A 20,059-nucleotide genomic window follows, 5' to 3' on the forward strand; every position below is an offset into this window, starting at 1 on the left:
GAAAGCCTTTTTCTACGGTGCAAACCCCGGCGGAAACGAACTGTTAACCATGGATCTCTTTTTGTGAGTCAGTCGTAGAGGCAGCCAGTGACACGATAGAGGAGGGCACAATGCGAGACATCTGGACCAGATCACCAGGAGTGGTGATCGCTTTTCCGGAGAGTACGGACCGGCCGCAGCGGCCGCTCCTGCCCGCAGACGAGCCCCGGGGCGAGATCCTGCTCTTCACCGGCGTCCGCTATGAGAGACCTTCCCCCAATCCCGGTCCTTCCCGCCCACTGGCCTCCAACAGCCCCGGACGTCGTCGCTCGTAATTCGTATTGATTTTCATGACGATGAGACGCCGTTAGGCGTCATGTCGGGCTTGCCAGATCGCGCACCATGAGCACCGCATCAGGCCCGTAGCTCACGAGCTTTGCGTCCAGGCCGATTATGGACACCACGCGGAAGCCGAACCTCTCCCAGAATGCCTGAGATCTGTTGACGGCCACGAGCGACAGATTGCCGAAGCCTTCCGCTCGCGCATGGGCAATCAGCCTCTCCGCTGCCTGCATGGCATATCCCTTGCCGCGTGCGGTCGGCAGCAGGGCGACATCGTGGATGTAATAGGTCGTGGGGGCGGCGGGGAGTTTGCCCAGCAGCCCATTCAGGGGCGGCGGCCCTCCATAGCGCCAGGGATGGGTGAGCGCGTAGCCGACGGCCTGTTCGTTCTCGGTCAGCATGAGGCAGCCCGGCGGATAGAGACGCTGGCGCTCGGCCAGGATCTCAAAGTCCTCCGGATGGCTGACATGGATCGTATCCGCAAGGACTTGCACCAGAGGCATGTCCTCGGGCGTCATGGAGCGCCAGGGCATGGATTTCAGGCGTCCTGCTCGGCCGTGCAGGAGATCGCCTTGGCCGCCTCTTCCGCCTGAGGCCGCAGGCTTGGGCTCGGAGCAGCAACGCGGACGATGACGAAGCCCTGCCGCTCGGGCGAGACGATCCGTACATCGCGCGAGGGATCGTTCTCGTCCTCCGCGGCGCGAGCCTCGTCGAGCTGGCGGGCGGTCATTGCCACGATCTCGAGTTCGCCCCGCACGGCGGCACGGTCCGTGACGGCGAAGAACACGCCGCCCGATTCCTTGTGAAAGGAGAAGGACAGCGGGAGCGAACCGGTCTGGCCCGAGATGCGCATGGGGCCGTTGCGAAGATCGAACGCGCAGGTTGCCACGGCGACGGCCGGATCTGGTCTTGGCAGCCAGGTGTTCTCACCGCCCGGCGCGCTGATGATCTGTGCCCTGTCGGCAGTCAGCGTGGCCTGGACCTTGGCGAAGGCATCCTGTTCGGCGAGGTAGGGGCTCGCGAGGATCGCCGCGATATGAACCCCCGCGGCGATCACAATGCCGCAGAGGGTGGCGACGAGAAAACGACTGAAGCCTCTCATGCTCCGCACTCCAGACGTTGGATGACAGGAAAGTCGACCTCTTCAAGATTGGCACCGGCCGCGCCCGGTGGATCATAGAGGCGCAGCACCACCGTGAAGGGACCGGATGCGGGAAGCTGGAGCCAATTGCCTGGCTGCAGATTGCGGGACAGGGCGATGGTGAAAAGGTCCTGAGAGTCCCGGAGGACTTCCGCCGAGGTGAAGCTTCGGCGTCCAAGCTCGGTCGCAGGCAGGCGTCCCTCCCCGTCGTACAGTGTCAAGGTCCAGAGCCGCGCGATCGGAGCGACGGCGCCGATCGTGTAGGTGCAGGCGGAGTCGAGCGGCCTTCCTTCGCTGTCTGTCCGGGCGGTGAAGCCCAGTCCTTCGCCGGTGGCCAGCGGAACGTCGCCGCGCCGGGCAATGATCGCGCGCATGTAAGGATCGGCTCCAGGAGAGCCGAGCTTCGGCCAAGCCTGCCATGACCCCAGGCGCAGGCTGCCGAAGGGCGGATCGCCGTTCATGGCCCAGTGGGCGGAGCTCAAGCCCAGGCCCAGCGCCAGCAGCAGCGCATAGACGACGAGAAAAGCTGTTGGGACACGTCTGACAATCACGGGCGACAACGGGGTCGATGGCGCGCGCATGGAAGCGGCCGCAGGGGCGTTCGTCAAGGGAGCCTCTGTCTGCATTCGTTAGGGCATGGCAACTTGGCGGCGGGCATCCACGGCAGCCGAGCTGCGCGGCGTCTCCGAGGCCTTGCCCGTCGTTACGGAACGGTCGACCGACTGGAACAGGGTGCCGATGCCGCCCAGAGCCTCATAGGACCTGCGGGAAAGAGTGCCGGCCAGGAAGCCTTGCGCAGGCGTCTGGGCCTGATCCGCCGCCGGGCCCTTGGCGGAGGCCACGCGGGACGCATTGGCCGGGCTCGCGCCGGGAATGGGGCGGATCTCCAGGTTCTGGTGAGCGAGGTTCATCACTTCATGCCAGGTCATTGCCGGAAGCGTGCCGCCGGTCATGTCGTTCATGGGGCTGGAATCGTCGTTGCCGTACCAGACGCTGGCAACGAGGTTGCCGGTATAGCCGACAAACCAGGCGTCCTTGTAGCCGTTGGTGGTGCCGGTCTTGCCGGCAACCGGAATGCCTTCCAGGGCCGCGCGCTTGCCGGTGCCTTCCTCGACCACCTTGTTGAGCATGAAGTTCATGTCATGAACGACGCGGGAGTCGAGCACCTGCTTGGGGGGCGTATCCCGGTCATGACGGTAGATGACCTCGCCGGAGGAGTTGCGGACCTCCCAGGCGGCGTAGGGGTCGGCGCGCTTGCCGCCATTGGCGAAGACCGCGTAGGAGGCTGCCATGTCGATCGGCGTCACCTCGGCGGCGCCGATGGGCAGGGAGCTCGAATCCGTCAGCGGATGGGTCAGGCCCATGCGCTTGGCCGTATCCACGATCACCGCGCGGCCCGCCTTGGCGTTGCCCTTGCCGATCTCCACCGACATGATCACGGGGATCGAATTGATCGAACGCGCCAAGGCAGAGACGAGCGGCATGGAGCCCGAGAAGGAGCGGCCATAGTTCTGCGGGCACCAGTTGCCGAGGCAGACCGGCCGGTCGACGACGGTGGAACTGGGCCGCAGCTTCGGATTGGTGGTCAGGGCTGCCGCGTAGACGAAGGGCTTGAAGGACGAGCCCGGCTGCCGCAGGCCCCCGGTGGCGCGGTTGAACTGGCTCTGACCGTAATCCCGCCCGCCGACGATGGTGCGCACGGCACCGTCCACGTCCATCACGACGATGGCACCCTGGCCCGCCTTGTACTGGCGTCCATGCTGGCGGAGCATGTTTTCCAGCGTCTCTTCCGTATGCCGCTGAAGCGCCGTGTCGAGGGGCGTCTTCACGATCAGCACCCGCTCGTTGCCGAACTTCTTCTGTGCCGCGAGAGCCTTCACCTGTTCGAAGGCCCAATCGAGGTAGAAGTCGGGGGTCGTCTCGCGCTCGCGGTTGATCGGGGTGGCCGGATTGCGACGTGCCGTCTGGATCTGGCCTTCGGTCAGGAACCCCGCCTCGACCATGTTGCGCAGAACCTCGTTCGCTCGGGCGCGGGCTGCCGGCAGGTTCACGTGCGGCGCATATTTGGTCGGCGCCTTGAACAGGCCGGCGAGCATGGCGGATTCCGCGAGGGTCAGCTCCTTGGCGGGCTTGCCGAAATAATAGTCGGCCGCCGCCACGACGCCGTGGGCGCCGCCGCCCATATAGGCGCGATCGAGATAGAGCTTGAGGATCTCGTCCTTGGTCAGGTGGAACTCCAGCCAGACCGCCAGGAAGGCTTCCTTGATCTTGCGCTCGAGGGAGCGCTCGTTGGTGAGGAAGAGGTTCTTGGCCAGCTGCTGGGTGATCGAGGAGCCGCCCTGCACCACGCCGCCGCCCTGAGCATTCACCACGACGGCCCGGAAGGTGCCGATCGGGTCGATGCCCCAGTGGTCGTAGAAGCGCCGGTCTTCCGTCGCCAGCGCGGCCTTGACCATGTAGTCCGGGAAATCCTCGATCTTGTAGGAATCGTCGAGGTGGAGGCCACGGCGTCCGACCTCCTGACCGTAGCGGTCAAGGAAGGTGACCGCGAGATCCTGGGTCTTGAGCCAATCGTCCTCCGTCTCCCGGAAGGCCGGGAGGGCGAGCGCCAGCATGACGATGGCCCCAACGGTGCCCAGGGTGGTCGCCTCGCTGGTCAGATCCAGGATGCCGCGGAGAGGGCCGCGAAACCGCAGGCATGTGAGCTTTTCCGAGTACCAGCCCCACGCACCCGCCAGTCCTCGCCCGCTCTGGAACAGCGCGGAGTTGAGCCACGCATCGAACCAAAGCGCGCCGCGCTTGATCCGCGTCATGAGAGGGATGGGGGGCTGCTGGCTCACGGCGGTCCTCGGGCAGGTCAGTGGGCTGACACACCTTGTTCTATGATCTTTGAATCCCTAGAGCATCGGCCCAAAAGTGGAAACCACTTTCGAGATCCATCCGACGCTCCTTCTTGGCCAGCGCATCGTCCGGCGTGGCAAACCGGATCCCATTTCCGCACGATGCGCGAGCGGCAACGCCGAAGCGTGGCGATGCTGATATATATAACTCAGAACCTTGTTTGTAGGTTCACGGAGATTTACCTCTTCGGAAGTATAGTCTGGCCGATGTGCGGTTTAGCACCTTCCTTCAAACCGCCTCAAAGAGACGTCAAAGCGCCCACATGCCAAATGCCGCACCCGTCACCCGCCCTCAGCCGGAGGAGAAACCCTTCTGGCAAGTGAAGTCGCTCGAAGCCATGAGCCCCGACGAGTGGGAGAGCCTGTGCGACGGCTGCGGGCGCTGCTGCCTGGTCAAGCTCGAGGATGAGGATACGGCCGAGGTGATGTACACCGATGTGGGCTGCACCCTCCTCGACGACCGGACCTGCCGCTGCCGAGACTATCCAAACCGCCAAGCCAAGGTGGCCGATTGCGTCCGCCTGACGCCGCAGGCGGTGCGCAGCCTCTCCTGGCTGCCCCATACCTGCGCCTACCGTCTCTTGGCCGAGGGGCACGACCTCTACTGGTGGCATCCGCTCGTCTCGGGCGATCCTGCGACCGTCCATGCGGCCGGAATCTCCGTCCGGGACCGGGTGGCGGGACCGGAGGAAGACTTCACCGTTGCCGAACTCCTGAACCGCATCACCGATTGGCCGATGGAAGACACCGGTCGCTGAGCGACGAGAGTTGCCCGGTTCGTCGCGGAGCGTCTCGGCCGTTCCGGACGGGAGACGCGCAGGGCTGGGAAGATCGGTCTCTTCGAGCCGTGAAGGCAGGTTGGATGTCAGCCTGCCTAGGAATGACGATCCGAGGCCGCCGCATCTCCGCGACGGGGACGATCCGAAACAGACCGGATAACTCGGAAGGATAGGTCGATCCCACGCGCGGCCCGTCTGCAGGGCAAAGCGTCGCAGTATCAATCGTATCGATGATCGTCGGCAGCCGGTTTTCTTGAGAGCGGAATTCGGGACTGGTCCCGCCGTTCCAGCGTGGCTGAGGATAGGGACGGCTCGCAGAACCGGAATCTACCTCTTTGGAGTAGTTGCCAGCGTCGCGTTCAAAAGCAAACCTGTTCGGCCCTACAGCAGTTCTGATCCCCAATTCTTTTGCTCTTCAGAATAATTTCCGAACAGGATGGTTTTATGCCTGCGGTTGCTACTTATGGCCTGACTGGAAATTCGTATGTCGATGGTGTTCTTGGCGGATATAAATGGGCGGGCAACAGCGTAACCTACAGCTTTCCTGGAAGCGGATCGTATTACGGAAATTCGTACGGCGCAGCGGAGAACACGACGAACTTCGGCAGCCTCGGCGCGGTTCAGCAGACGACCGCCCGCAATGCCCTGAAGACCTATGCCTCCGTGGCCAACCTGACCTTCACGGAGATCGGTGAGAGTGCAACGCAGCACGCCGATGTGCGCTTGGCGATGTCGGACAGGACCGGCTCCGCATGGGCCTATCTCCCCAACACGGCGGCCGAGGGCGGGGACGTCTGGTTCAACATCTCGAACGGCTACTTCACCAGCCCCGTGAAGGGCAATTACGCCTTCATGGTCTTCCTGCACGAGATCGGGCATGCGCTCGGGCTCGAACATACGCATGAAGGCACCGTCATGCCGCAGAACCGGGACTCTCTGGAGTACACGGTCATGAGCTATCGCTCCTATGTCGGAAGCTCGACGACCGCCGGTTACACGAACGAGAACTGGGGCTACGCGCAGTCGCTGATGATGTACGATATCGCGGCCGTGCAGCACATGTATGGTGCGAACTACGCCACCAACGGCGGGAACTCGACCTATTCCTGGAATGCGGCGACCGGAGAGATGCTGATCAACGGTGCGGGCCAGGGCGCGCCCGGGGGCAACAAGATCTTTCTGACCATTTGGGATGGCGGCGGAAACGACACGTACGACCTGTCGAACTATTCGACCGCCCTCAAAATCGATCTTCGCCCCGGGGAATGGACGAAGACATCGACCGTCCAGCTCGCGAAACTGAACTGGGACGGTTCGAAGGTCGCTGTCGGCAACATCGCCAACGCGTTGCTCTATCAGGGTGACGCGCGCTCGCTCATCGAGAATGCCGTCGGTGGATCTGGCAACGATTTGTTGACCGGCAACGACGGCATCAACCTGCTCAGAGGCGGTGCAGGTTCGGACAAGTTGTACGGGCTCGGCGGAGGCGATACCTTGGATGGCGGAGCCGGAGTCGACACGCTCTCGGGCGGTGCCGGAACGGACATCTTCGATTTCAACTCCGTGAAGGATTCTCCCTCGAGCGCGCGCGATACGATCCAGGACTTCGTGCGGGGCGTGGACCGCATCGATCTGCGCACCATCGATGCCAACACCGCAACCGGTGGAGATCAGGCCTTCTCGTTCATCGGCAGCACGGCCTTTACGGGGAAGGCCGGACAGTTGAACTTCACCGGCAATGTGCTCGCGGGAGATGTGAACGGCGACAGGACCGCGGATTTCCGCATCAACGTCTCGGGAATCTCCACGCTGGCGGGCAGCGACTTCTATCTTTGATGGAGGCTCATGGGAGCGGGTCGATGAGTGATTGGATCGACTTCGACCAATGGCACAACTGTGCCCGGATGGAGCGGCCCGGCTTCGTGTTCGAGGTCCGGAACGGGGAGGGGCGCAGCCTGCTGACCACCTGCACCGCCTCTCTCCAGCTGCCGTTCGACTGGACATCGCCGCCTGTGCGGTTCCGTCTGGTCGAGGCTCCGCGGCCGCGCCGCTCCAACCCCGTCCCGAAGCCGCAGTTCTGACGATGCCGGCCGGGGGCTTGCAAAAAGCTCTGCCTTCGAGCCCTTATTGTGCAGGCTTTCGGCGGCGCGACGTGACCGTCGGCGCCGTTCCCTGAGCGATCTGCAGGCAAGTGAGCATGTCGACATAGCTCGGCGTTCCACCGATCTGTGCTTCCTGTCCGCACATATCGCGCTGGTTCACAGCCGCACTGCGCCAGATTTCGCGAAGCTGGCGTTCCGCAGCCGTCTCATCTCTCATGCAGCTCTCGTACGGGGTCGTGTCCTGGGGGGTGAGGGGCTGGGCGGCCTTGCAGGTCGCCTCGACGTTGAATCGGGGAGGTTCTTGTGCCGCGGCGGGAAAGCCCGGAAGACTTCCCAACAGCACCATCATACCAAGCGTGTATGCCTTCATGGCAGCCTCCCTGCATTATGTGTCGATTGCGCGACCCCGATCTCGACAGCCAATCCCCGAATACAGAACACTTGAGACCCGCACGATTTGCCCAACGGCACAGCGCTCAGGGTCACATGTCGCCGCGCAGAGGCTGAAACATAGTGTAAGGCGTGCGCCCCATCCCTCAAGGGCGCATGTCGGTGGCATTTCAGACTGGTTCCGGATCGGCGTAAATCCGCTTACGCCTTAAGAGCCCTCCAGCGTGATGAATGGTCGACTTCCGAGCTAACCCCGGGGTTACGAACCGGCCTCCTGGCGGCTGTCATTCCCGGGTTCACCCGGGACGTCGGTTTTTTCCCCAAGGGTCTCGCGCACATAGAGCTTCTTCACCAGCACATAGGTGACGACCGCGAGGGGGAAACCGAAGATCAGGCCAAGCGTACCGAACAGAACGCTGCCGATCAGGATGGCGAACAGCGCCAGGGCGGGCGGAATGCTGATGACGCTCCTGGCCACGAGAGGGAAAATGACATTGCCCTCGATCTGCTGGATCACGATCACCGCCAGCACGGTCCAGAGCGCCGTCTCCCCGCTCACGCTGAAGGCGATCAGGACGGCCGGCAGCGCTCCCAGGATCGGTCCGAGGAACGGGATGAAATCGGCCAGCCCTGCGATGAGACCGAGCGCAATGGAGGAGGGCAGGCCGACCAGCCAGAAGGCGATGGTCGACAGCACTGCGACGCAGGTCATGGCGATCAGCTGCGAGGTCAGCCACAGCCTCAGGGCCTGTCCGGATGCCTGCAGGGAGCCTTCGACCCGTGCATGATGGCGGATGGGAAACAGCTTGACAAAGCCCTCCCGGTAGAGACGGGGCGCCGCGGCGACGTAGAGGCCCGCAATCACCACGAGAACGAAATCCGCCAGGCCATCGAGAATGGCGCCGCCGATCCCCGCAAGGCGTGCCGCCATTCCGCCGGTCGGGGCATTGTTCACGATCTCAGACAGATCGTCGCTCACGGCCCCGAGGCCCAGTTGCTTGCTGAAATTGTCGATCGCGAGGGGAAGCCGTTCGACGACGTTGGAGAACTGGGCCCGAACCTGGGTTCCGAAAAGAGCAATGATCGCGAGGAACAGGACAAAGATCAGAAGGCTCGCGACGGTCAGACCCCATCGTTCGGGCACCCTGAGATAACGCACGAGCGCATCCGAGGCCGCATGCAGAAGAATCGCGACCAGCACGGCGCCGAAGGCGAGAAGTAGAACGTCCGACAGCTTCCACAGCAGGAAGGCGAGCAAGCCCAGCCCGAGGATGATGAGGGTCTTACGGACGAACTCCGCATCGCCCATGAACCCCCGAACGGAACGGTCCTGATCATTCATCGTTTACGCCTCACCTTCGACCTTGTGACAATCGAGGGGGCGGGGCTCGGTTCCCTCCATCGATGTCGATGTAGATTCAAGTTATTTTAGACTACATCTTTTTGGATCGACTTTAAGTCTGTTTGCGCAGTGTCACAATTCGGTGGAACGTATTTTAATCTTCTTGGTTGTTGTGCCATGGAGGGAACTCGAATGACCTCACAAGTCATCTGTTTTATTCTTGGCACCGTGTTTCCGCTGGCGATGGTCGGTTGGTTATTCATCCACTGATGAATATTTTAGATCTTCTTCTCTGTCGAAGAGGAATAAGCCGAAGTTGCTTTAGTGCCGCGTATCGAAAAGCCCGCCTGCTATTCTCAGGCGGGCTTTTCGACGTCTTATATCGATTTCCGGTTTATCGCACGACTTCCGTACAAGCCTGATTGCCGTAAGTATCGACCGTGCAGGTTCGCTGCTTGATCGAACCCGTTGTTGCTGCGTCGGGAACGACGACAACTCCAGGAGACGCCTGAGCCTTCGCGTTCTGGTCGGCATGCCCGCCCGCGATGCCACCGACGCCTGCGCCGACAACCGCACCCACGGGTCCGCCGACGATGGCACCGGTCACCGCGCCGGTTGCGACACCGGCAGCCGTTCCTTCCTGTGCGGAAGCAAATTGAGGCATGGTGAAAACGGATACCGTGGCGAGGACGAAAGCAAGTTTACGCATAACTCGGTCCTTGATCAGATAATCGTCTGATCGGGAACGCACCTGTCAGGCTTCAGGTTCCGATATTAGCCTTGGCGAGAACTCCTTTACTTCGTCGCGGCCGCTGCTCGCTTGATCAATTCTTCCTTGAGCGGCTCGGGAAGCTCAATCCCGGTCAGGCGCCAGGTGGTTGCCCTCAGGCGCAAGGTGATCTTGAACTGGTTGCCCCTGGGCTCATCGGCCGGAAGCGGGATGGTGATGGCGCGGAAACCCTGTGTCTCCGACATGATGAAGGTCCGCCATGCCTTTCCGAGCGAGGCTGTATCGAAGCCGAGCGGGAAGAAACCGCCGTTGCGGTCCTGGGCACCCGTAGCCTGCTGCAACTGCCCGTCATCGAGGAGGTCGATGACGGCCTGCGGGGTGATGAGTTCCTCCAGAACAGGGTTGAGGACGGCGGTTCCCGCCTGGGCGGCCGCCTGCTGGCCCAGCCCGTCGAGATCCTGCGTTTTCAGGTACTCGCCCAGGATCTGCCGCGCGAGGGAAACCCGAAGCGCGTTGAAGTTCACCCGCTCCGTGATCTGGTCCATGTCCCGGGCCTCGATGGCCTTGGACAGGTCGTACAGTGCGACGAACGGCGAGACCATGAAGATGGCCCAGGCCAGAAAGAGGAGAAAGCTGATCCGCAGAGTCCAACGCATCGTTCGTCGATTGCCCTTCGATACTCACAGGACGGCCCGAGTGCCGGTCGAAGGGCGAGGGCGCGATATGTGTCGAGAAAGGACCTTATGTGGGCATGCCGAAGGCAACAAAAAAGGGCGACCGGACGGCCGCCCTTTCTCACGTTCATGACTTCCGACAGATCAGCCGCGGGCGCGGGCGCGGATCATGAAGGTGTCGTAAGCGTATTCGGCTACTTGGAACCAGAGATATTCTTCGTTGCGGAAGCCCTTGACCGCCTCGATGACTTTCTTGAAATCGGCGTTCTTCGCAGAGACCTCGTCATAGACCTCGTTGGTCGCCTTGTAGGCGGCTTCCAGGATCTCCTGCGAGAACGGACGCAGCTGCGTGCCGGCGCCGAGCAGGCGGCGCAGGGCGGCCGGGTTCTTGGCGTCGTACTTGGCCAGCATGTCGTTGTTGGCGTAGCCGGAAGCCGCGGTCAGGATCGCCTGATACGCCTTCGGGAGCTCTTTCCACTTTGCCTGATTGACGAACAGATGGATCGCGGGACCACCCTCCCAGAAGCCCGGATAATAGTAGTACGGGGCGACTTTCGAGAAGCCGAGCTTCTCGTCGTCATAGGGGCCGACCCACTCGGCGGCGTCGATGGTGCCGCGCTCCAGCGACGGATAGATATCGCCGCCCGGGATCTGCTGCGGCACGGCGCCGAGCTTGGCCAGGACCATGCCGGCGATGCCGGCGATGCGGATCTTCAGGCCCTTCAGGTCGTCGACCGTCTTGATTTCCTTGCGGAACCAGCCGCCCATCTGCACGCCGGTGTTGCCCGCGGGCATCCCGTAGAGATTGTGCTTGGCGTAGAACTCGTTGAGCAGATCGTTGCCGCCGCCCTGGTACAGCCAGGCGTTCATCTGGCGGGCATTCAGGCCGAAGGGGGCCGCCGTGCCGAGGGCGAAGGTCGGGTCCTTGCCGAAATAGTAATAGGAGCAGGTGTGGCCGAGCTCGACGGTTCCATTGCCGACCGCATCGGCGATCTGGGGCTGGCCGACAATTTCACCGGCCGCGAAAGGCTGGATCTGGAACTTGCCGTCGGTCGCCTCGGAGACGAATTTCGCGATCACCTCGGCGCCGCCGTAAATGGTGTCGAGGGATTTGGGGAAGCCCGATTGCAGGCGCCACTTCATTTCCGGCATCGACTGGGCGATGGCCGGAGCGGCGACCGCGGTCGAGGCGGCACCGATAGCCGTGGCCTGCAAAAACTGACGACGTTTCATTGATTGTCTTCCTCTCTGGATCGTGACTTCTGTCACTTGGGCCTATTGACACTAAATTCGGTAACGTCCGCAAGAAGCCTGACGGTACTATCGACTAATGATCTATGGGCCTTGTGAAAACGGGCGAGGAACCGGCACGTCGGGGGCGCCGGCAGGGTCGATCCCCTTCGGCTCCCGCGCCGGATCTTCCTCGACCGGGCGCGATCCGGCACGCCTGCGGCGGGCGGCAAAAGGCCCGCGCGCGACGAGGCGTGGCCTCGGGGCCCGCGCGGCATCGTTGCGCTCACGGCGCGCCTGTCTCAGTTGTGGGAATGAACGGCCGCGCCGGCTCTAGCTATGAACCGCGATCGGCCGTGCGGGCTCGAATTCAGGATTCCGGCCGGGCGTGGCTTTTGTCGAAGCTCGGATTCTTCGGGACGCTGAAGGCTTCCGCGGCGCAGACCAGCATGAACAGAGCGATGACGCCGGCGATTTCGGCCACGCTCACGAGAGCGGAAGAGGGTTCGCCCAAATAAGCGAAAGCGCCCATGACGAGCGCAACAAAAGCAGCCCAAAAGATCATGGGCTTTCTCCCCGGCAAAGCTGGATGCGGACAGGTAACGGCTTAGGTCTCAAAAAGTTCCTAATGCCAAGCTGAAAAATTCCTGACATGTGCGTTTTTGGCAAGCGGCAAAGCACCCTAAATCCGACAAGCGGCAAAACTATTTCGAGGCACTTGCTCCATGCGGCCATCGATCAATCGGATTGTTCAGTCACTCGACGCGCCGGACGCTTCGCTCCTGGAGGAAGCGCGCCGGGCTGCGACGCAGCGGGAGGATGCCCATCGGGGCTTCCTGGAGCGCATCCCCGCTTTTCGCGCCGTCGAGCAGGCGCCGCCCGCTCATCCTCTCCCGTGGACGGGAGCGCTGCGGGTGGCCGCCTTCAACGCCGAACGCCTCAAGAACCGGCCGGCGACCCGCCGCCTCATGGAGCAGGCCGGAGCCGACATCACCCTGTTCAGCGAAGTCGATCTCGGCATAGCGCGCTCCGGCAACACGCACAACGTTCGCGACCTGATCGCGGATAGCCGCGCCGGCTATCTCTACGGGGTCGAATACGTGGAGCTCGATCTCGGCGACCGGGACGAGATGCGCGAGCATGCCGGCGAGCGCAACGCTTGCAGCCTCCACGGCAACGCCATCGTGACTGGGCTCGCCCTGGAGGCGCCGCACCTGATCCCGCTCGAGGAGACGGGGCTGTGGTTTGCCGGGTTCGAGGGCACGCAAAGGCGCATCGGAGGGCGCATGGCGCTCGCCGCCCGCGTGGCCGGTGCCCCGAAGCCTTTGTGGGTCGTCGGTACGCATCTCGAAAGCAAGACCGATGCGGCCGACCGGCAGGCGCAGATCCGGACATTGCTGAGGGCGCTCGACGTCATCGCCCCCGGCGCGCCGTGCGTGATCGGCGGCGACTTCAACACCAAGGCGCTGCCTCGCGCCGAGGGCGAGCGTCATCTCCTGCTCGAAGCGCCGGAGCGCTGCGAGCCGCTCTTCGCCGATCTCGGGCAGGCCGGATTTACCTGGGCGGCCGCCAATCTCGCCCTGCCGACCCAGACACCGGGCCCGAAGAACAAGCACATGCCGCCTTTCGGCAAGCTCGATTGGATCGTCGTGCGCGGTCTCGTGCCGGGCAACCCGCAGATCGTTCCGGCCCTCGACGAACAGGGCAGGGCCGTGTCGGATCACGAGATGATCGCCGTCGATGTCGGGTTCCTCTGAACAGGCGACGGCATCGCCAACGTCGCCGTCTCAAATCAATCCGCTCGAGATGCCCGCGTCCATACGCCGATCGGTTCCTTCGCCGTCCGGAGAAATCTCGTTGCGCCGAGATTGTCTCACGAGCGCGCGAAGCCGGACGAGGTTGACCGGGAGAAGGACGACATGCAGGGCAAGGACCGGAATGAACAGGCCCATCGCCCCGTAGCCGATGAAGCAGATATTGGCTCCGATCGCCATGATGCGCATGGGCATCATGGTTTTCTGGGCGAAGGTCGCCAGGGTCAGGCCGGAGGCGGCATAGCCCATGAGGTCGATCCAGCCCACAATCATGACTGAGCTCCCCGTGACGATTCACGTCATCATGCCTTGGGATCGGTTCCGGTCGGGCGAGGCTGCCTCATCGCCGATCGGGAAGCGCATCGGCGCCAGGGTAAAGGTCTACCGACGCTGAGCGTCCCCGGCGCCGCTCGTATTCCAGGCGCTTCCAGGCCGTCAGGCTCACGATCAGGGCACAGCACAAGGTGTTGGCGGCAAAGACCGCAGCCATGCGCCAGTCATCCACGACGAGGATCGCGTAGGCGACCGTGGACAGATGGGAGACGCCGAAGAGGGTCCAGGTGGTGTAGGAAATGGCCGCCGCGCCCTGGGCGTCGCGGCCGATCTTCACCATCTGCGGCAGATAGGCGAAGACCCGGGCCGTGTTGCAGGCGGTGAACACGAGCAGGGCGGCGTCCGCCGACGTGATCGCCATGATCAATCCGCAACGTGCATGCTGGTGGGACAGAAGGCGACGACTTCGCCCTGCGTTTCCAGGATCCTGTAGGCGACCCTGTTGAGCCTGTCGGCCCCGAAGCGCTCGTAGAGAACGGTCGCCGCGGAGCGCGGCTCGCTCACGTAGCTGCGCCCGACGAGGTGCAGGGCGGCCGCGCCTTCATCCGGACCGAATTTGCTTGCGTAATAGAGGCCCCGGCATCTGCAGCCTGTCGCGTCGGTTTCGGAAATGGACTGGCATTCGCCCTCCACATCCAGTGCCATCTCGCCCCCGTGGACCTGGGACGCCGCGATGACGAGGCTGAACGGGATGGCCAGTAGCGCGTATCTCATCTGCTGCTCCTGTTCGTGAGGATCGAATCAATGAAGAGCGCTCTTGAATCAGGATGAGATGGATGAAGCGGAACGTCCTCCGCCATATGGCGGAGGAGGATCGATTTGATCCCGATTAGGATGCGAAGATGTGCTCGTGCGCACTTCGCCGTTCATGCGAGCAGCGGGGGATTTCATGAAGCCCGACAGAGCCTTCTCCGACCTGATCGGCCGCATCTACGATTGCGCCCTCGACACGAGCGCGTGGCCCGTGGTCCTCGGAGAGATCGCGGACGCTCTCGGCGGTGTCATGGCGGATGTGACCGTCGTCCATCCTCTCGAGCCCAAGCTGACCACGGCGGCCGTATACAACTGGCCGGACGAACTCGTCGAGCGTATTCAAGCAAGCTCCCGGATCAACCCTACTCTTGCCATCGGGCTCACGGCGCCACTCTGCGAGCCGTTATGCACCACACGAGACTACCCCGACCTACACAAGAGCCGCTATTGGCGAAGCTGCTTGGCCGGCCGTGGGCTCTACGATTACGTCCTCGCGCCGGTGACGCGAACGGTAACCAGCTTTTCCTCGTGGGGCGTCGTGGGCAGCGAGGCCAAAGGCCCCTTCACGGATGAAGACCTCGAATTGGCGCGGCTGCTCTCGCCGCACATCAAGCGGGCGGTCGAGATCTCTGGCGTCATCGGCCATCAGCGGGTGGAGACCGGGACCCTGCGATCGGCTCTCGATGCGCTGGCAACGCCGGCCCTCATCGTGGAGCGCGACGGCACGATCCTGTTTTGCAACCGGGCCGCCGATGCGGAGCTCGCCTCGCGGCAGGTGCTGCGCGAAAACGGCGGCCGCCTGATGGGGATGACGCCGGATGCCGCGAGGCTGCTCGGCACGCTCGCTTCCGTCGGGGGGCATGGAATGCAGAAAGGCATCGATGCCTTTCTGACGGACGCTGCGGGACGAACCCTGCATGCCACCGGCGTGGCCCTCGAGCAGGCCGGAGAAGAGATCGGCAGTCCCATCCTGCTGCTGCTGCGCGAGCCCGAGGCTTCGCTCACGACGCCCCTTTCGAGCGCGGCCTCCCTGTATCAGCTCACCACTGCCGAAATCCAGGTGCTGGGTCAGGTTCTCCAAGGCCATGCCCTGGCCGATACCGCCGATATCCTGGGACTCGCCCGCTCGACGGTGAAGACGCACCTGGAGGCGATCTACCGGAAGACGCAGACGCATCGTCAGGCCGAGCTCGTTTCCAGAATCATGAGCCTGACGTCGCCCCTCAAGCGATGACCCGAATCGGTCGGTCCCGGACGACGGCATCCGCCCGCTGAACGCTGGTATTCCGTGAATGCATGGAACGGAAGGACGGTTTCCCCTTCATTGACGTCCTGTTCTGATTTCGGTCCCATAGCGGCGTGATATTATCCTTTAATTCCTCGCCTTGCAGAACATTTGCGAACGAGGATTTCCGGCCGTCGGCGCCTGAGCAGGGCCGCCCCGGGGGAGTGACAGGAATTTCCGCCTTGACAGCGTCACGCTGATAGAGTACAAAACGTGAACACTGAAGAAGTGTGAATGCAGCCCCGCATCACAGGTCCGGTGCAACCTCCGCCGCCCAAGCCCCCGCTTGGGCGGTTTTTTATTGGCTTTTGTCATGCCCCAGAGAATCGAGATCACCGACGAACAGAGGCAGCAGGCCTGGGACATCTATGCCCGCGAGCCGAAGAAGCATCTGCCGGAGATCCAGACGTTTCTCGGAGTCAGCGCAGGCACCTTCGTGCGGATGCGCCAGCGCTGGGGCTGGCCGCCGCGCCAGGCGGCGCTCTCCGAGAATGCCCTGAGCAAGGCCGCGAAGGACGAGGGCGGGGCAGCCGGCCTTCAGAAGGCCGCCGCCGCGTCCGTGAAGGATGCGGCGCGGGCTCTGGCGCAGGCGACACGGGCGCAGATCGACGCTCTCATGGATGAGCAGCGGACCGGACGCGCCAAGGATCACGACAAGACGGCCCGACGGCTCGCCTCCTACGCCAAGACGCTGGCGGCCGCCCGGGCCCTGCTGGGACAGGAAGGCTCACCGCTCGATGAAACCGGGCACAACGACAACAAACCACGGCGCAGCCTCCACGAGCTGCGCGACGAACTTGCTCACCATCTTGACCGGGTTATCGCGGAAGAGGAGGCTCGCGGATGCGACGGCATCCTGGTGTGAAGAGGATTTCGAACAGGTCCTGCGGCACTGGCCGATCCGCTGCCGGCCCGAACAGCGCCTGCCGGGCCTGGCGCGCGAGCATGCTCCCTGGTCGACCTGGCTCATCCTCGGCGGACGAGGGGCGGGCAAGACCCGCGCCGGCGCCGAGTGGGTGCGCGGCATCGCGCTCGGGGAGCCTGATTTCGCCCACGGCGCCTCACGGCGCATCGCGCTGATCGGCGAGACCTTTGCGGATGCGCGCAACGTGATGGTGGAGGGGCCGGCCGGCCTTCTCGCCATCCATGCGCGCCACGAGCGGCCCGTGTGGTCGCCGTCGTTGCGCAGGCTCGAATGGGCGAACGGCGCGGTCGCGCACGTGTTCTCGGCCGAGGATCCCGATTCCCTGCGCGGGCCGCAATTCGAGGCCGCGTGGGCGGACGAGCTCGCCAAGTGGAAGCACGTGGAGGAGACCTGGGACATGCTGCAGTTCGGCCTTCGCCTCGGGGCGCATCCGCGCCAGATGGTGACGACGACGCCGCGCCCGATCCCGCTCATCAAGCGCTTCCTCGCCGACCCATCGGTGGCGGTATCGCGGGTCAGGACCTCCGACAATGCGGAGAACCTGGCGCCCGCCTTTCTCGACACCGTCATGGGCCGCTATGCGGGCACGCGTCTCGGCCGGCAGGAGCTTGAAGGCGACATCATCGAGGACCGTCCCGATTCCCTCTGGACCCGCGACGTCATCGAAGAAAACCGCGTTTCTGCCGCGCCGCCGCTCTTGCGGATCGTCGTCGCGGTCGATCCCCCGGCCTCGTCGTCGAAACGCGCCGATGCCTGCGGGATCGTTGCCGCCGGCGTGGACGACAACGGCCTTTCCTGTGTGCTGGAGGATGCGACGGCCTCGAACCTGAAGCCGCCGGAATGGGCCGCGAAGGCCGTGGCGCTCTATCGGCGGCTCGAGGCCGACGCGCTCGTCGTCGAGACGAACCAGGGCGGCGAGATGGCGACCGGCGTGATCCGCGAGGTCGATCCGTCCGTGCCGGTCGTCGGCGTGCGCGCCACGCGGGGCAAGTATCTGCGCGCCGAGCCGGTCTCCGTGCTCTACGCGCAGAACCGCGTGCGCCACGTGGGCGCGCTGCCGGAGCTCGAGGACGAGCTGTGCGATTTCGGCCCCGGCGGCCTCACGTCGGGCCGCTCGCCCGACCGCCTGGACGCGCTCGTCTGGGCCCTGACCGAGCTGATGCTGCGGGAGAGACGCGAGCCGCGGGTGCGGGTGCTGTGAGGGCGACGACGCATGCAACCTCCATGTCGTCCTCGGCCCTGTGCCGGTGCTCCCGATTGTGTGGAACGCCGCGCCTCACGGGTCGGGATGGCGGAAGGCCGGCCATGACGGCAGAGGGTGTGACGAAAGTGGCTGCGGGCCGGGAGTGGCGAACGCGAAGGACACGACACATGCGAAGGCAAAAAACGCCCCAGCCGAAGTAAAGCGTTCACGCAGATCTCCAGCCGGGGCGCCGTGACTCCCGTAGGGGCAAAGATGGGGTCACGCTTCATTAGCTAAGCGGCGGCGGACGATCCTCAACGCCTCCTGATGGAGTGAGTCTTTTGGATGCGCCCGTCTCGAAAGGATCAATCCCATGCCGCGCACGGGTGCCCGAAAGTGGCAGCGTTCGGTGGCTGGAAGGCTGGGGCGGATGGCAGTCCATCCGTGCCGATCCGCCCCGCCATCTGCCTCGTGCCGTCCCGAATAGGAGGAAGGACGACAGAGCTCGAGAAACCTGATGGTCGCGCCAGCCGAGAGGGGGGACCAGCTCGGCTGGCGCGTGAATGTCGCCGGATGCCCCTGCAACACATCGAGATTACCCCACGACATGTGACCGTCCAATGACAACCCGGCAGGAATTGCCGCCTTCTTCATCACCGGGTGCGGAAGTTGTCGCCATTCTGAATCAACGCAGGGCAGTGATGCATCCCTGGTGCGAAAGACACCATCGCGCCGTCATCACCTCCTCCGACGTCATCACCGGGCTTGTCCCAGTGATCCCGATCCGAAGGGCGCGCCGCTCCACAGCATCGAGATGGAGGCCGCCCATGACGCGAAATTTTCCAGGTCCCGCGTGCCTGGCACTCATTCACTCTTCACACCCCTGACCATGGGCAGGAGTTTACTTATGCTCAACCGACTGACCCGCTGGCTTCAGGCGCCGCCCGAAGCCAAGGCTTCGCGCGCGCAGAGCGCCATTGCGCTCTATGTCGCCGGGCGCGCCGTGTGGACGCCGCGCGACTACGCGGCTTTGTCCCGCGAGGGATTCCAGAAGAACGCCATCGTGCACCGCGCGGTGCGCCTGGTGAGCGAGGCGGCGGCGGCGCTGCCGCTGGTGCTCAAGAGCGGGGACCGGGAGCTGTCGGGGCATCCGCTTCTCGCCCTGCTCGCGCGGCCCAATGGGCGCGAGGGCGGGCAGCGCTTCCTGGAGAGCCTCTACGGCCATCTCATGGTGTCCGGCAACGCCTATGTGGAGGCGGTGAGTCTCGACGGCACGCCGCACGAACTCTACGCGTTGCGGCCCGACCGGATGCGTGTGGTTCCCGACGCCGACGGCTGGCCCGGCGCGTACGAGTATTCCGTCGGCACGCAGAGCGTGCGCTTCGCCATCCACGACGACGACGCGCCGGCGCCGATCCTGCACCTCACGCTGTTTCACCCGGCGGACGATCATTACGGCCTCTCGCCCATGGAAGCGGCCGCGACCGCGCTCGACATCCACAACGCGGCGGGCGCCTGGAATAAGGCGCTGCTCGACAACGCGGCGCGGCCCTCCGGTGCGCTCGTCGTCGGTGGCGCGACCCTCACGGACGCGCAGTTCGACCGGCTCAAAGGCGAGCTCGAAGCCAATTATCAGGGTGCCGGCAATGCGGGCCGCCCGCTGCTTCTCGAAGGCGGCCTCGACTGGCGGCCGCTGTCCCTCTCGCCGAAGGACATGGACTTCGTCGAGGCCAAGGCCGCGGCCGCCAGGGAGATCGCGCTCGCCTTCGGCGTGCCGCCGCTGCTGCTCGGCCTTCCGGGCGACAGCACCCATGCCAATTACGCGGAGGCGAACCGCGCCTTCTACCGCCAGACGGTGATCCCGCTCGTGAAGCGCACGGCGGAATCGCTGTCGCATTGGCTGGCGCCGGCCTACGGCGAAACGCTGCGGCTCGAACCCGACCTCGACGCCATCGAGGCGCTCGCCGACGAGCGCGAGAGCCTGTGGCGGCGCGTCTCGGCGGCGGCGTTCCTGTCGGACGACGAGAAGCGCGAGGCGGTGGGATACGGGCGTGCCGCTGCGGGGAAGGGGCGCGCGTGAAAGCCGTGGCCTTCCACTCCCCCTCCATCGAGATCACCGGCCTTGTGCCGGTGATGACGAAGGATTGACGCGCCGCG

At 64.1% G+C, this 20,059-nt stretch carries 22 protein-coding genes; 9 read left to right on the forward strand and 13 right to left on the reverse strand.

Annotated features, from left to right (window positions below; all coding sequences use genetic code 11):
- Window positions 1-110: 110 nt before the first annotated feature.
- Window positions 111-314, forward strand: a complete 204-nt coding sequence (locus tag KHP60_RS17335; RefSeq protein WP_213565583.1) for a hypothetical protein — start codon at window positions 111-113, stop codon at window positions 312-314.
- Window positions 315-353: 39 nt separating this feature from the next.
- Here KHP60_RS17335 and KHP60_RS17340 read toward each other — a convergent pair whose 3' ends face one another.
- From KHP60_RS17340 to KHP60_RS17355, 4 genes are read right to left on the reverse strand one after another with little or no spacing between them, the layout of a single operon-like run.
- Window positions 354-854 (reverse strand): GNAT family N-acetyltransferase, encoded by a 501-nt coding sequence (locus KHP60_RS17340; protein WP_213565584.1) that lies wholly within the window; start codon window positions 852-854, stop codon window positions 354-356.
- Window positions 855-859: 5 nt separating this feature from the next.
- Window positions 860-1,423, reverse strand: a complete 564-nt coding sequence (locus KHP60_RS17345) for a hypothetical protein (RefSeq protein WP_213565585.1) — start codon at window positions 1,421-1,423, stop codon at window positions 860-862.
- Complete coding sequence (locus KHP60_RS17350; RefSeq protein WP_213565586.1) at window positions 1,420-2,070, reverse strand: DUF1214 domain-containing protein; 651 nt, start codon at window positions 2,068-2,070, stop codon at window positions 1,420-1,422. The genes KHP60_RS17345 and KHP60_RS17350 overlap by 4 nt, the downstream gene beginning before the upstream one ends.
- A 21-nt stretch (window positions 2,071-2,091) precedes the next feature.
- Complete coding sequence (locus KHP60_RS17355) at window positions 2,092-4,275, reverse strand: transglycosylase domain-containing protein (RefSeq protein ID WP_249688890.1); 2,184 nt, start codon at window positions 4,273-4,275, stop codon at window positions 2,092-2,094.
- Between the two features lie 350 nt (window positions 4,276-4,625).
- Here KHP60_RS17355 and KHP60_RS17360 point away from each other — a divergent pair, with 350 nt between their 5' ends.
- From KHP60_RS17360 to KHP60_RS17370, 3 genes are all read left to right on the forward strand, one after another.
- Window positions 4,626-5,120 carry a YcgN family cysteine cluster protein gene (locus KHP60_RS17360; protein ID WP_213565588.1) on the forward strand — a complete coding sequence of 165 codons (495 nt, stop codon included), beginning with the start codon at window positions 4,626-4,628 and terminating at the stop codon, window positions 5,118-5,120.
- 465 nt (window positions 5,121-5,585) lie between these two features.
- Window positions 5,586-6,977, forward strand: coding sequence for a M10 family metallopeptidase (locus KHP60_RS17365; protein WP_213565589.1), 1,392 nt, complete (start codon window positions 5,586-5,588; stop codon window positions 6,975-6,977).
- 23 nt (window positions 6,978-7,000) lie between these two features.
- A complete protein-coding gene (locus KHP60_RS17370) occupies window positions 7,001-7,222 on the forward strand; it encodes a hypothetical protein (protein WP_213565590.1) in 222 nt (73 codons plus the stop codon).
- A 43-nt stretch (window positions 7,223-7,265) separates the two neighbouring features.
- Here KHP60_RS17370 and KHP60_RS17375 read toward each other — a convergent pair whose 3' ends face one another.
- From KHP60_RS17375 to KHP60_RS17400, 6 genes are all read right to left on the reverse strand, one after another.
- Complete coding sequence (locus KHP60_RS17375; protein WP_213565591.1) at window positions 7,266-7,613, reverse strand: hypothetical protein; 348 nt, start codon at window positions 7,611-7,613, stop codon at window positions 7,266-7,268.
- Between the two features lie 279 nt (window positions 7,614-7,892).
- The gene (locus tag KHP60_RS17380; RefSeq protein ID WP_213565592.1) at window positions 7,893-8,975 is read right to left on the reverse strand and encodes an AI-2E family transporter; all 1,083 of its coding nucleotides are present in this window, start codon (window positions 8,973-8,975) and stop codon (window positions 7,893-7,895) included.
- Between the two features lie 394 nt (window positions 8,976-9,369).
- Window positions 9,370-9,684: a YMGG-like glycine zipper-containing protein gene (locus KHP60_RS17385; protein WP_213565593.1), complete on the reverse strand. Its 315-nt coding sequence runs from the start codon at window positions 9,682-9,684 to the stop codon at window positions 9,370-9,372.
- Between the two features lie 86 nt (window positions 9,685-9,770).
- A complete protein-coding gene (locus tag KHP60_RS17390; RefSeq protein WP_213565594.1) occupies window positions 9,771-10,361 on the reverse strand; it encodes a DUF2939 domain-containing protein in 591 nt (196 codons plus the stop codon).
- Window positions 10,362-10,523: 162 nt separating this feature from the next.
- Entirely contained in the window at window positions 10,524-11,612 is a 1,089-nt protein-coding gene (locus KHP60_RS17395; protein WP_213565595.1) for a TRAP transporter substrate-binding protein, read from the reverse strand.
- Between the two features lie 367 nt (window positions 11,613-11,979).
- On the reverse strand, window positions 11,980-12,174 hold the full coding sequence (locus KHP60_RS17400; protein WP_213565596.1) for a hypothetical protein: 195 nt from the start codon (window positions 12,172-12,174) through the stop codon (window positions 11,980-11,982).
- Window positions 12,175-12,334: 160 nt separating this feature from the next.
- Between KHP60_RS17400 and KHP60_RS17405 the strand changes: the two genes are divergently transcribed.
- Window positions 12,335-13,366 (forward strand): endonuclease/exonuclease/phosphatase family protein, encoded by a 1,032-nt coding sequence (locus KHP60_RS17405; RefSeq protein WP_213565597.1) that lies wholly within the window; start codon window positions 12,335-12,337, stop codon window positions 13,364-13,366.
- 30 nt (window positions 13,367-13,396) lie between these two features.
- On the opposite strand, the gene KHP60_RS17410 is transcribed toward KHP60_RS17405, so the two are convergent.
- From KHP60_RS17410 to KHP60_RS17420, 3 genes are all read right to left on the reverse strand, one after another.
- A complete protein-coding gene (locus KHP60_RS17410) occupies window positions 13,397-13,696 on the reverse strand; it encodes a hypothetical protein (RefSeq protein ID WP_213565598.1) in 300 nt (99 codons plus the stop codon).
- 67 nt (window positions 13,697-13,763) lie between these two features.
- Window positions 13,764-14,117 (reverse strand): hypothetical protein, encoded by a 354-nt coding sequence (locus KHP60_RS17415; protein ID WP_213565599.1) that lies wholly within the window; start codon window positions 14,115-14,117, stop codon window positions 13,764-13,766.
- Between the two features lie 2 nt (window positions 14,118-14,119).
- Complete coding sequence (locus tag KHP60_RS17420) at window positions 14,120-14,470, reverse strand: hypothetical protein (RefSeq protein WP_213565600.1); 351 nt, start codon at window positions 14,468-14,470, stop codon at window positions 14,120-14,122.
- A gap of 175 nt (window positions 14,471-14,645) precedes the next feature.
- Between KHP60_RS17420 and KHP60_RS17425 the strand changes: the two genes are divergently transcribed.
- From KHP60_RS17425 to KHP60_RS17440, 4 genes are all read left to right on the forward strand, one after another.
- Window positions 14,646-15,743 carry a helix-turn-helix transcriptional regulator gene (locus tag KHP60_RS17425; protein ID WP_213565601.1) on the forward strand — a complete coding sequence of 366 codons (1,098 nt, stop codon included), beginning with the start codon at window positions 14,646-14,648 and terminating at the stop codon, window positions 15,741-15,743.
- A 364-nt stretch (window positions 15,744-16,107) separates the two neighbouring features.
- Entirely contained in the window at window positions 16,108-16,659 is a 552-nt protein-coding gene (locus KHP60_RS17430; protein WP_213565602.1) for a hypothetical protein, read from the forward strand.
- Window positions 16,592-17,920 (forward strand): DNA-packaging protein, encoded by a 1,329-nt coding sequence (locus KHP60_RS17435; protein WP_409366295.1) that lies wholly within the window; start codon window positions 16,592-16,594, stop codon window positions 17,918-17,920. The genes KHP60_RS17430 and KHP60_RS17435 overlap by 68 nt, the downstream gene beginning before the upstream one ends.
- Before the next feature lie 889 nt (window positions 17,921-18,809).
- Complete coding sequence (locus tag KHP60_RS17440; RefSeq protein WP_213565603.1) at window positions 18,810-19,982, forward strand: phage portal protein; 1,173 nt, start codon at window positions 18,810-18,812, stop codon at window positions 19,980-19,982.
- Window positions 19,983-20,059: the final 77 nt, after the last annotated feature.

This window comes from Microvirga sp. 3-52, from assembly GCF_018383585.1.
Taxonomy (GTDB): domain Bacteria; phylum Pseudomonadota; class Alphaproteobacteria; order Rhizobiales; family Beijerinckiaceae; genus Microvirga.

Excerpts from the sequence above, each read along its gene's own strand:
- KHP60_RS17335 (WP_213565583.1), top strand. The coding sequence starts at position 111 with ATGCGAGACATCTGGACCAGATCACCAGGAGTGGTGATCGCTTTTCCG.
- KHP60_RS17340 (WP_213565584.1), bottom strand. The coding sequence starts at position 854 with ATGCCCTGGCGCTCCATGACGCCCGAGGACATGCCTCTGGTGCAAGTC.
- KHP60_RS17345 (WP_213565585.1), bottom strand. The coding sequence starts at position 1,423 with ATGAGAGGCTTCAGTCGTTTTCTCGTCGCCACCCTCTGCGGCATTGTG.
- KHP60_RS17355 (WP_249688890.1), bottom strand. The coding sequence starts at position 4,275 with ATGACGCGGATCAAGCGCGGCGCGCTTTGGTTCGATGCGTGGCTCAAC.
- KHP60_RS17360 (WP_213565588.1), top strand. The coding sequence starts at position 4,626 with ATGCCAAATGCCGCACCCGTCACCCGCCCTCAGCCGGAGGAGAAACCC.
- KHP60_RS17365 (WP_213565589.1), top strand. The coding sequence starts at position 5,586 with ATGCCTGCGGTTGCTACTTATGGCCTGACTGGAAATTCGTATGTCGAT.
- KHP60_RS17370 (WP_213565590.1), top strand. The coding sequence starts at position 7,001 with ATGAGTGATTGGATCGACTTCGACCAATGGCACAACTGTGCCCGGATG.
- KHP60_RS17375 (WP_213565591.1), bottom strand. The coding sequence starts at position 7,613 with ATGAAGGCATACACGCTTGGTATGATGGTGCTGTTGGGAAGTCTTCCG.
- KHP60_RS17380 (WP_213565592.1), bottom strand. The coding sequence starts at position 8,975 with ATGAATGATCAGGACCGTTCCGTTCGGGGGTTCATGGGCGATGCGGAG.
- KHP60_RS17385 (WP_213565593.1), bottom strand. The coding sequence starts at position 9,684 with ATGCGTAAACTTGCTTTCGTCCTCGCCACGGTATCCGTTTTCACCATG.
- KHP60_RS17390 (WP_213565594.1), bottom strand. The coding sequence starts at position 10,361 with ATGCGTTGGACTCTGCGGATCAGCTTTCTCCTCTTTCTGGCCTGGGCC.
- KHP60_RS17395 (WP_213565595.1), bottom strand. The coding sequence starts at position 11,612 with ATGAAACGTCGTCAGTTTTTGCAGGCCACGGCTATCGGTGCCGCCTCG.
- KHP60_RS17400 (WP_213565596.1), bottom strand. The coding sequence starts at position 12,174 with ATGATCTTTTGGGCTGCTTTTGTTGCGCTCGTCATGGGCGCTTTCGCT.
- KHP60_RS17405 (WP_213565597.1), top strand. The coding sequence starts at position 12,335 with ATGCGGCCATCGATCAATCGGATTGTTCAGTCACTCGACGCGCCGGAC.
- KHP60_RS17410 (WP_213565598.1), bottom strand. The coding sequence starts at position 13,696 with ATGATTGTGGGCTGGATCGACCTCATGGGCTATGCCGCCTCCGGCCTG.
- KHP60_RS17415 (WP_213565599.1), bottom strand. The coding sequence starts at position 14,117 with ATGGCGATCACGTCGGCGGACGCCGCCCTGCTCGTGTTCACCGCCTGC.
- KHP60_RS17420 (WP_213565600.1), bottom strand. The coding sequence starts at position 14,470 with ATGAGATACGCGCTACTGGCCATCCCGTTCAGCCTCGTCATCGCGGCG.
- KHP60_RS17425 (WP_213565601.1), top strand. The coding sequence starts at position 14,646 with ATGAAGCCCGACAGAGCCTTCTCCGACCTGATCGGCCGCATCTACGAT.
- KHP60_RS17430 (WP_213565602.1), top strand. The coding sequence starts at position 16,108 with ATGCCCCAGAGAATCGAGATCACCGACGAACAGAGGCAGCAGGCCTGG.
- KHP60_RS17440 (WP_213565603.1), top strand. The coding sequence starts at position 18,810 with ATGCTCAACCGACTGACCCGCTGGCTTCAGGCGCCGCCCGAAGCCAAG.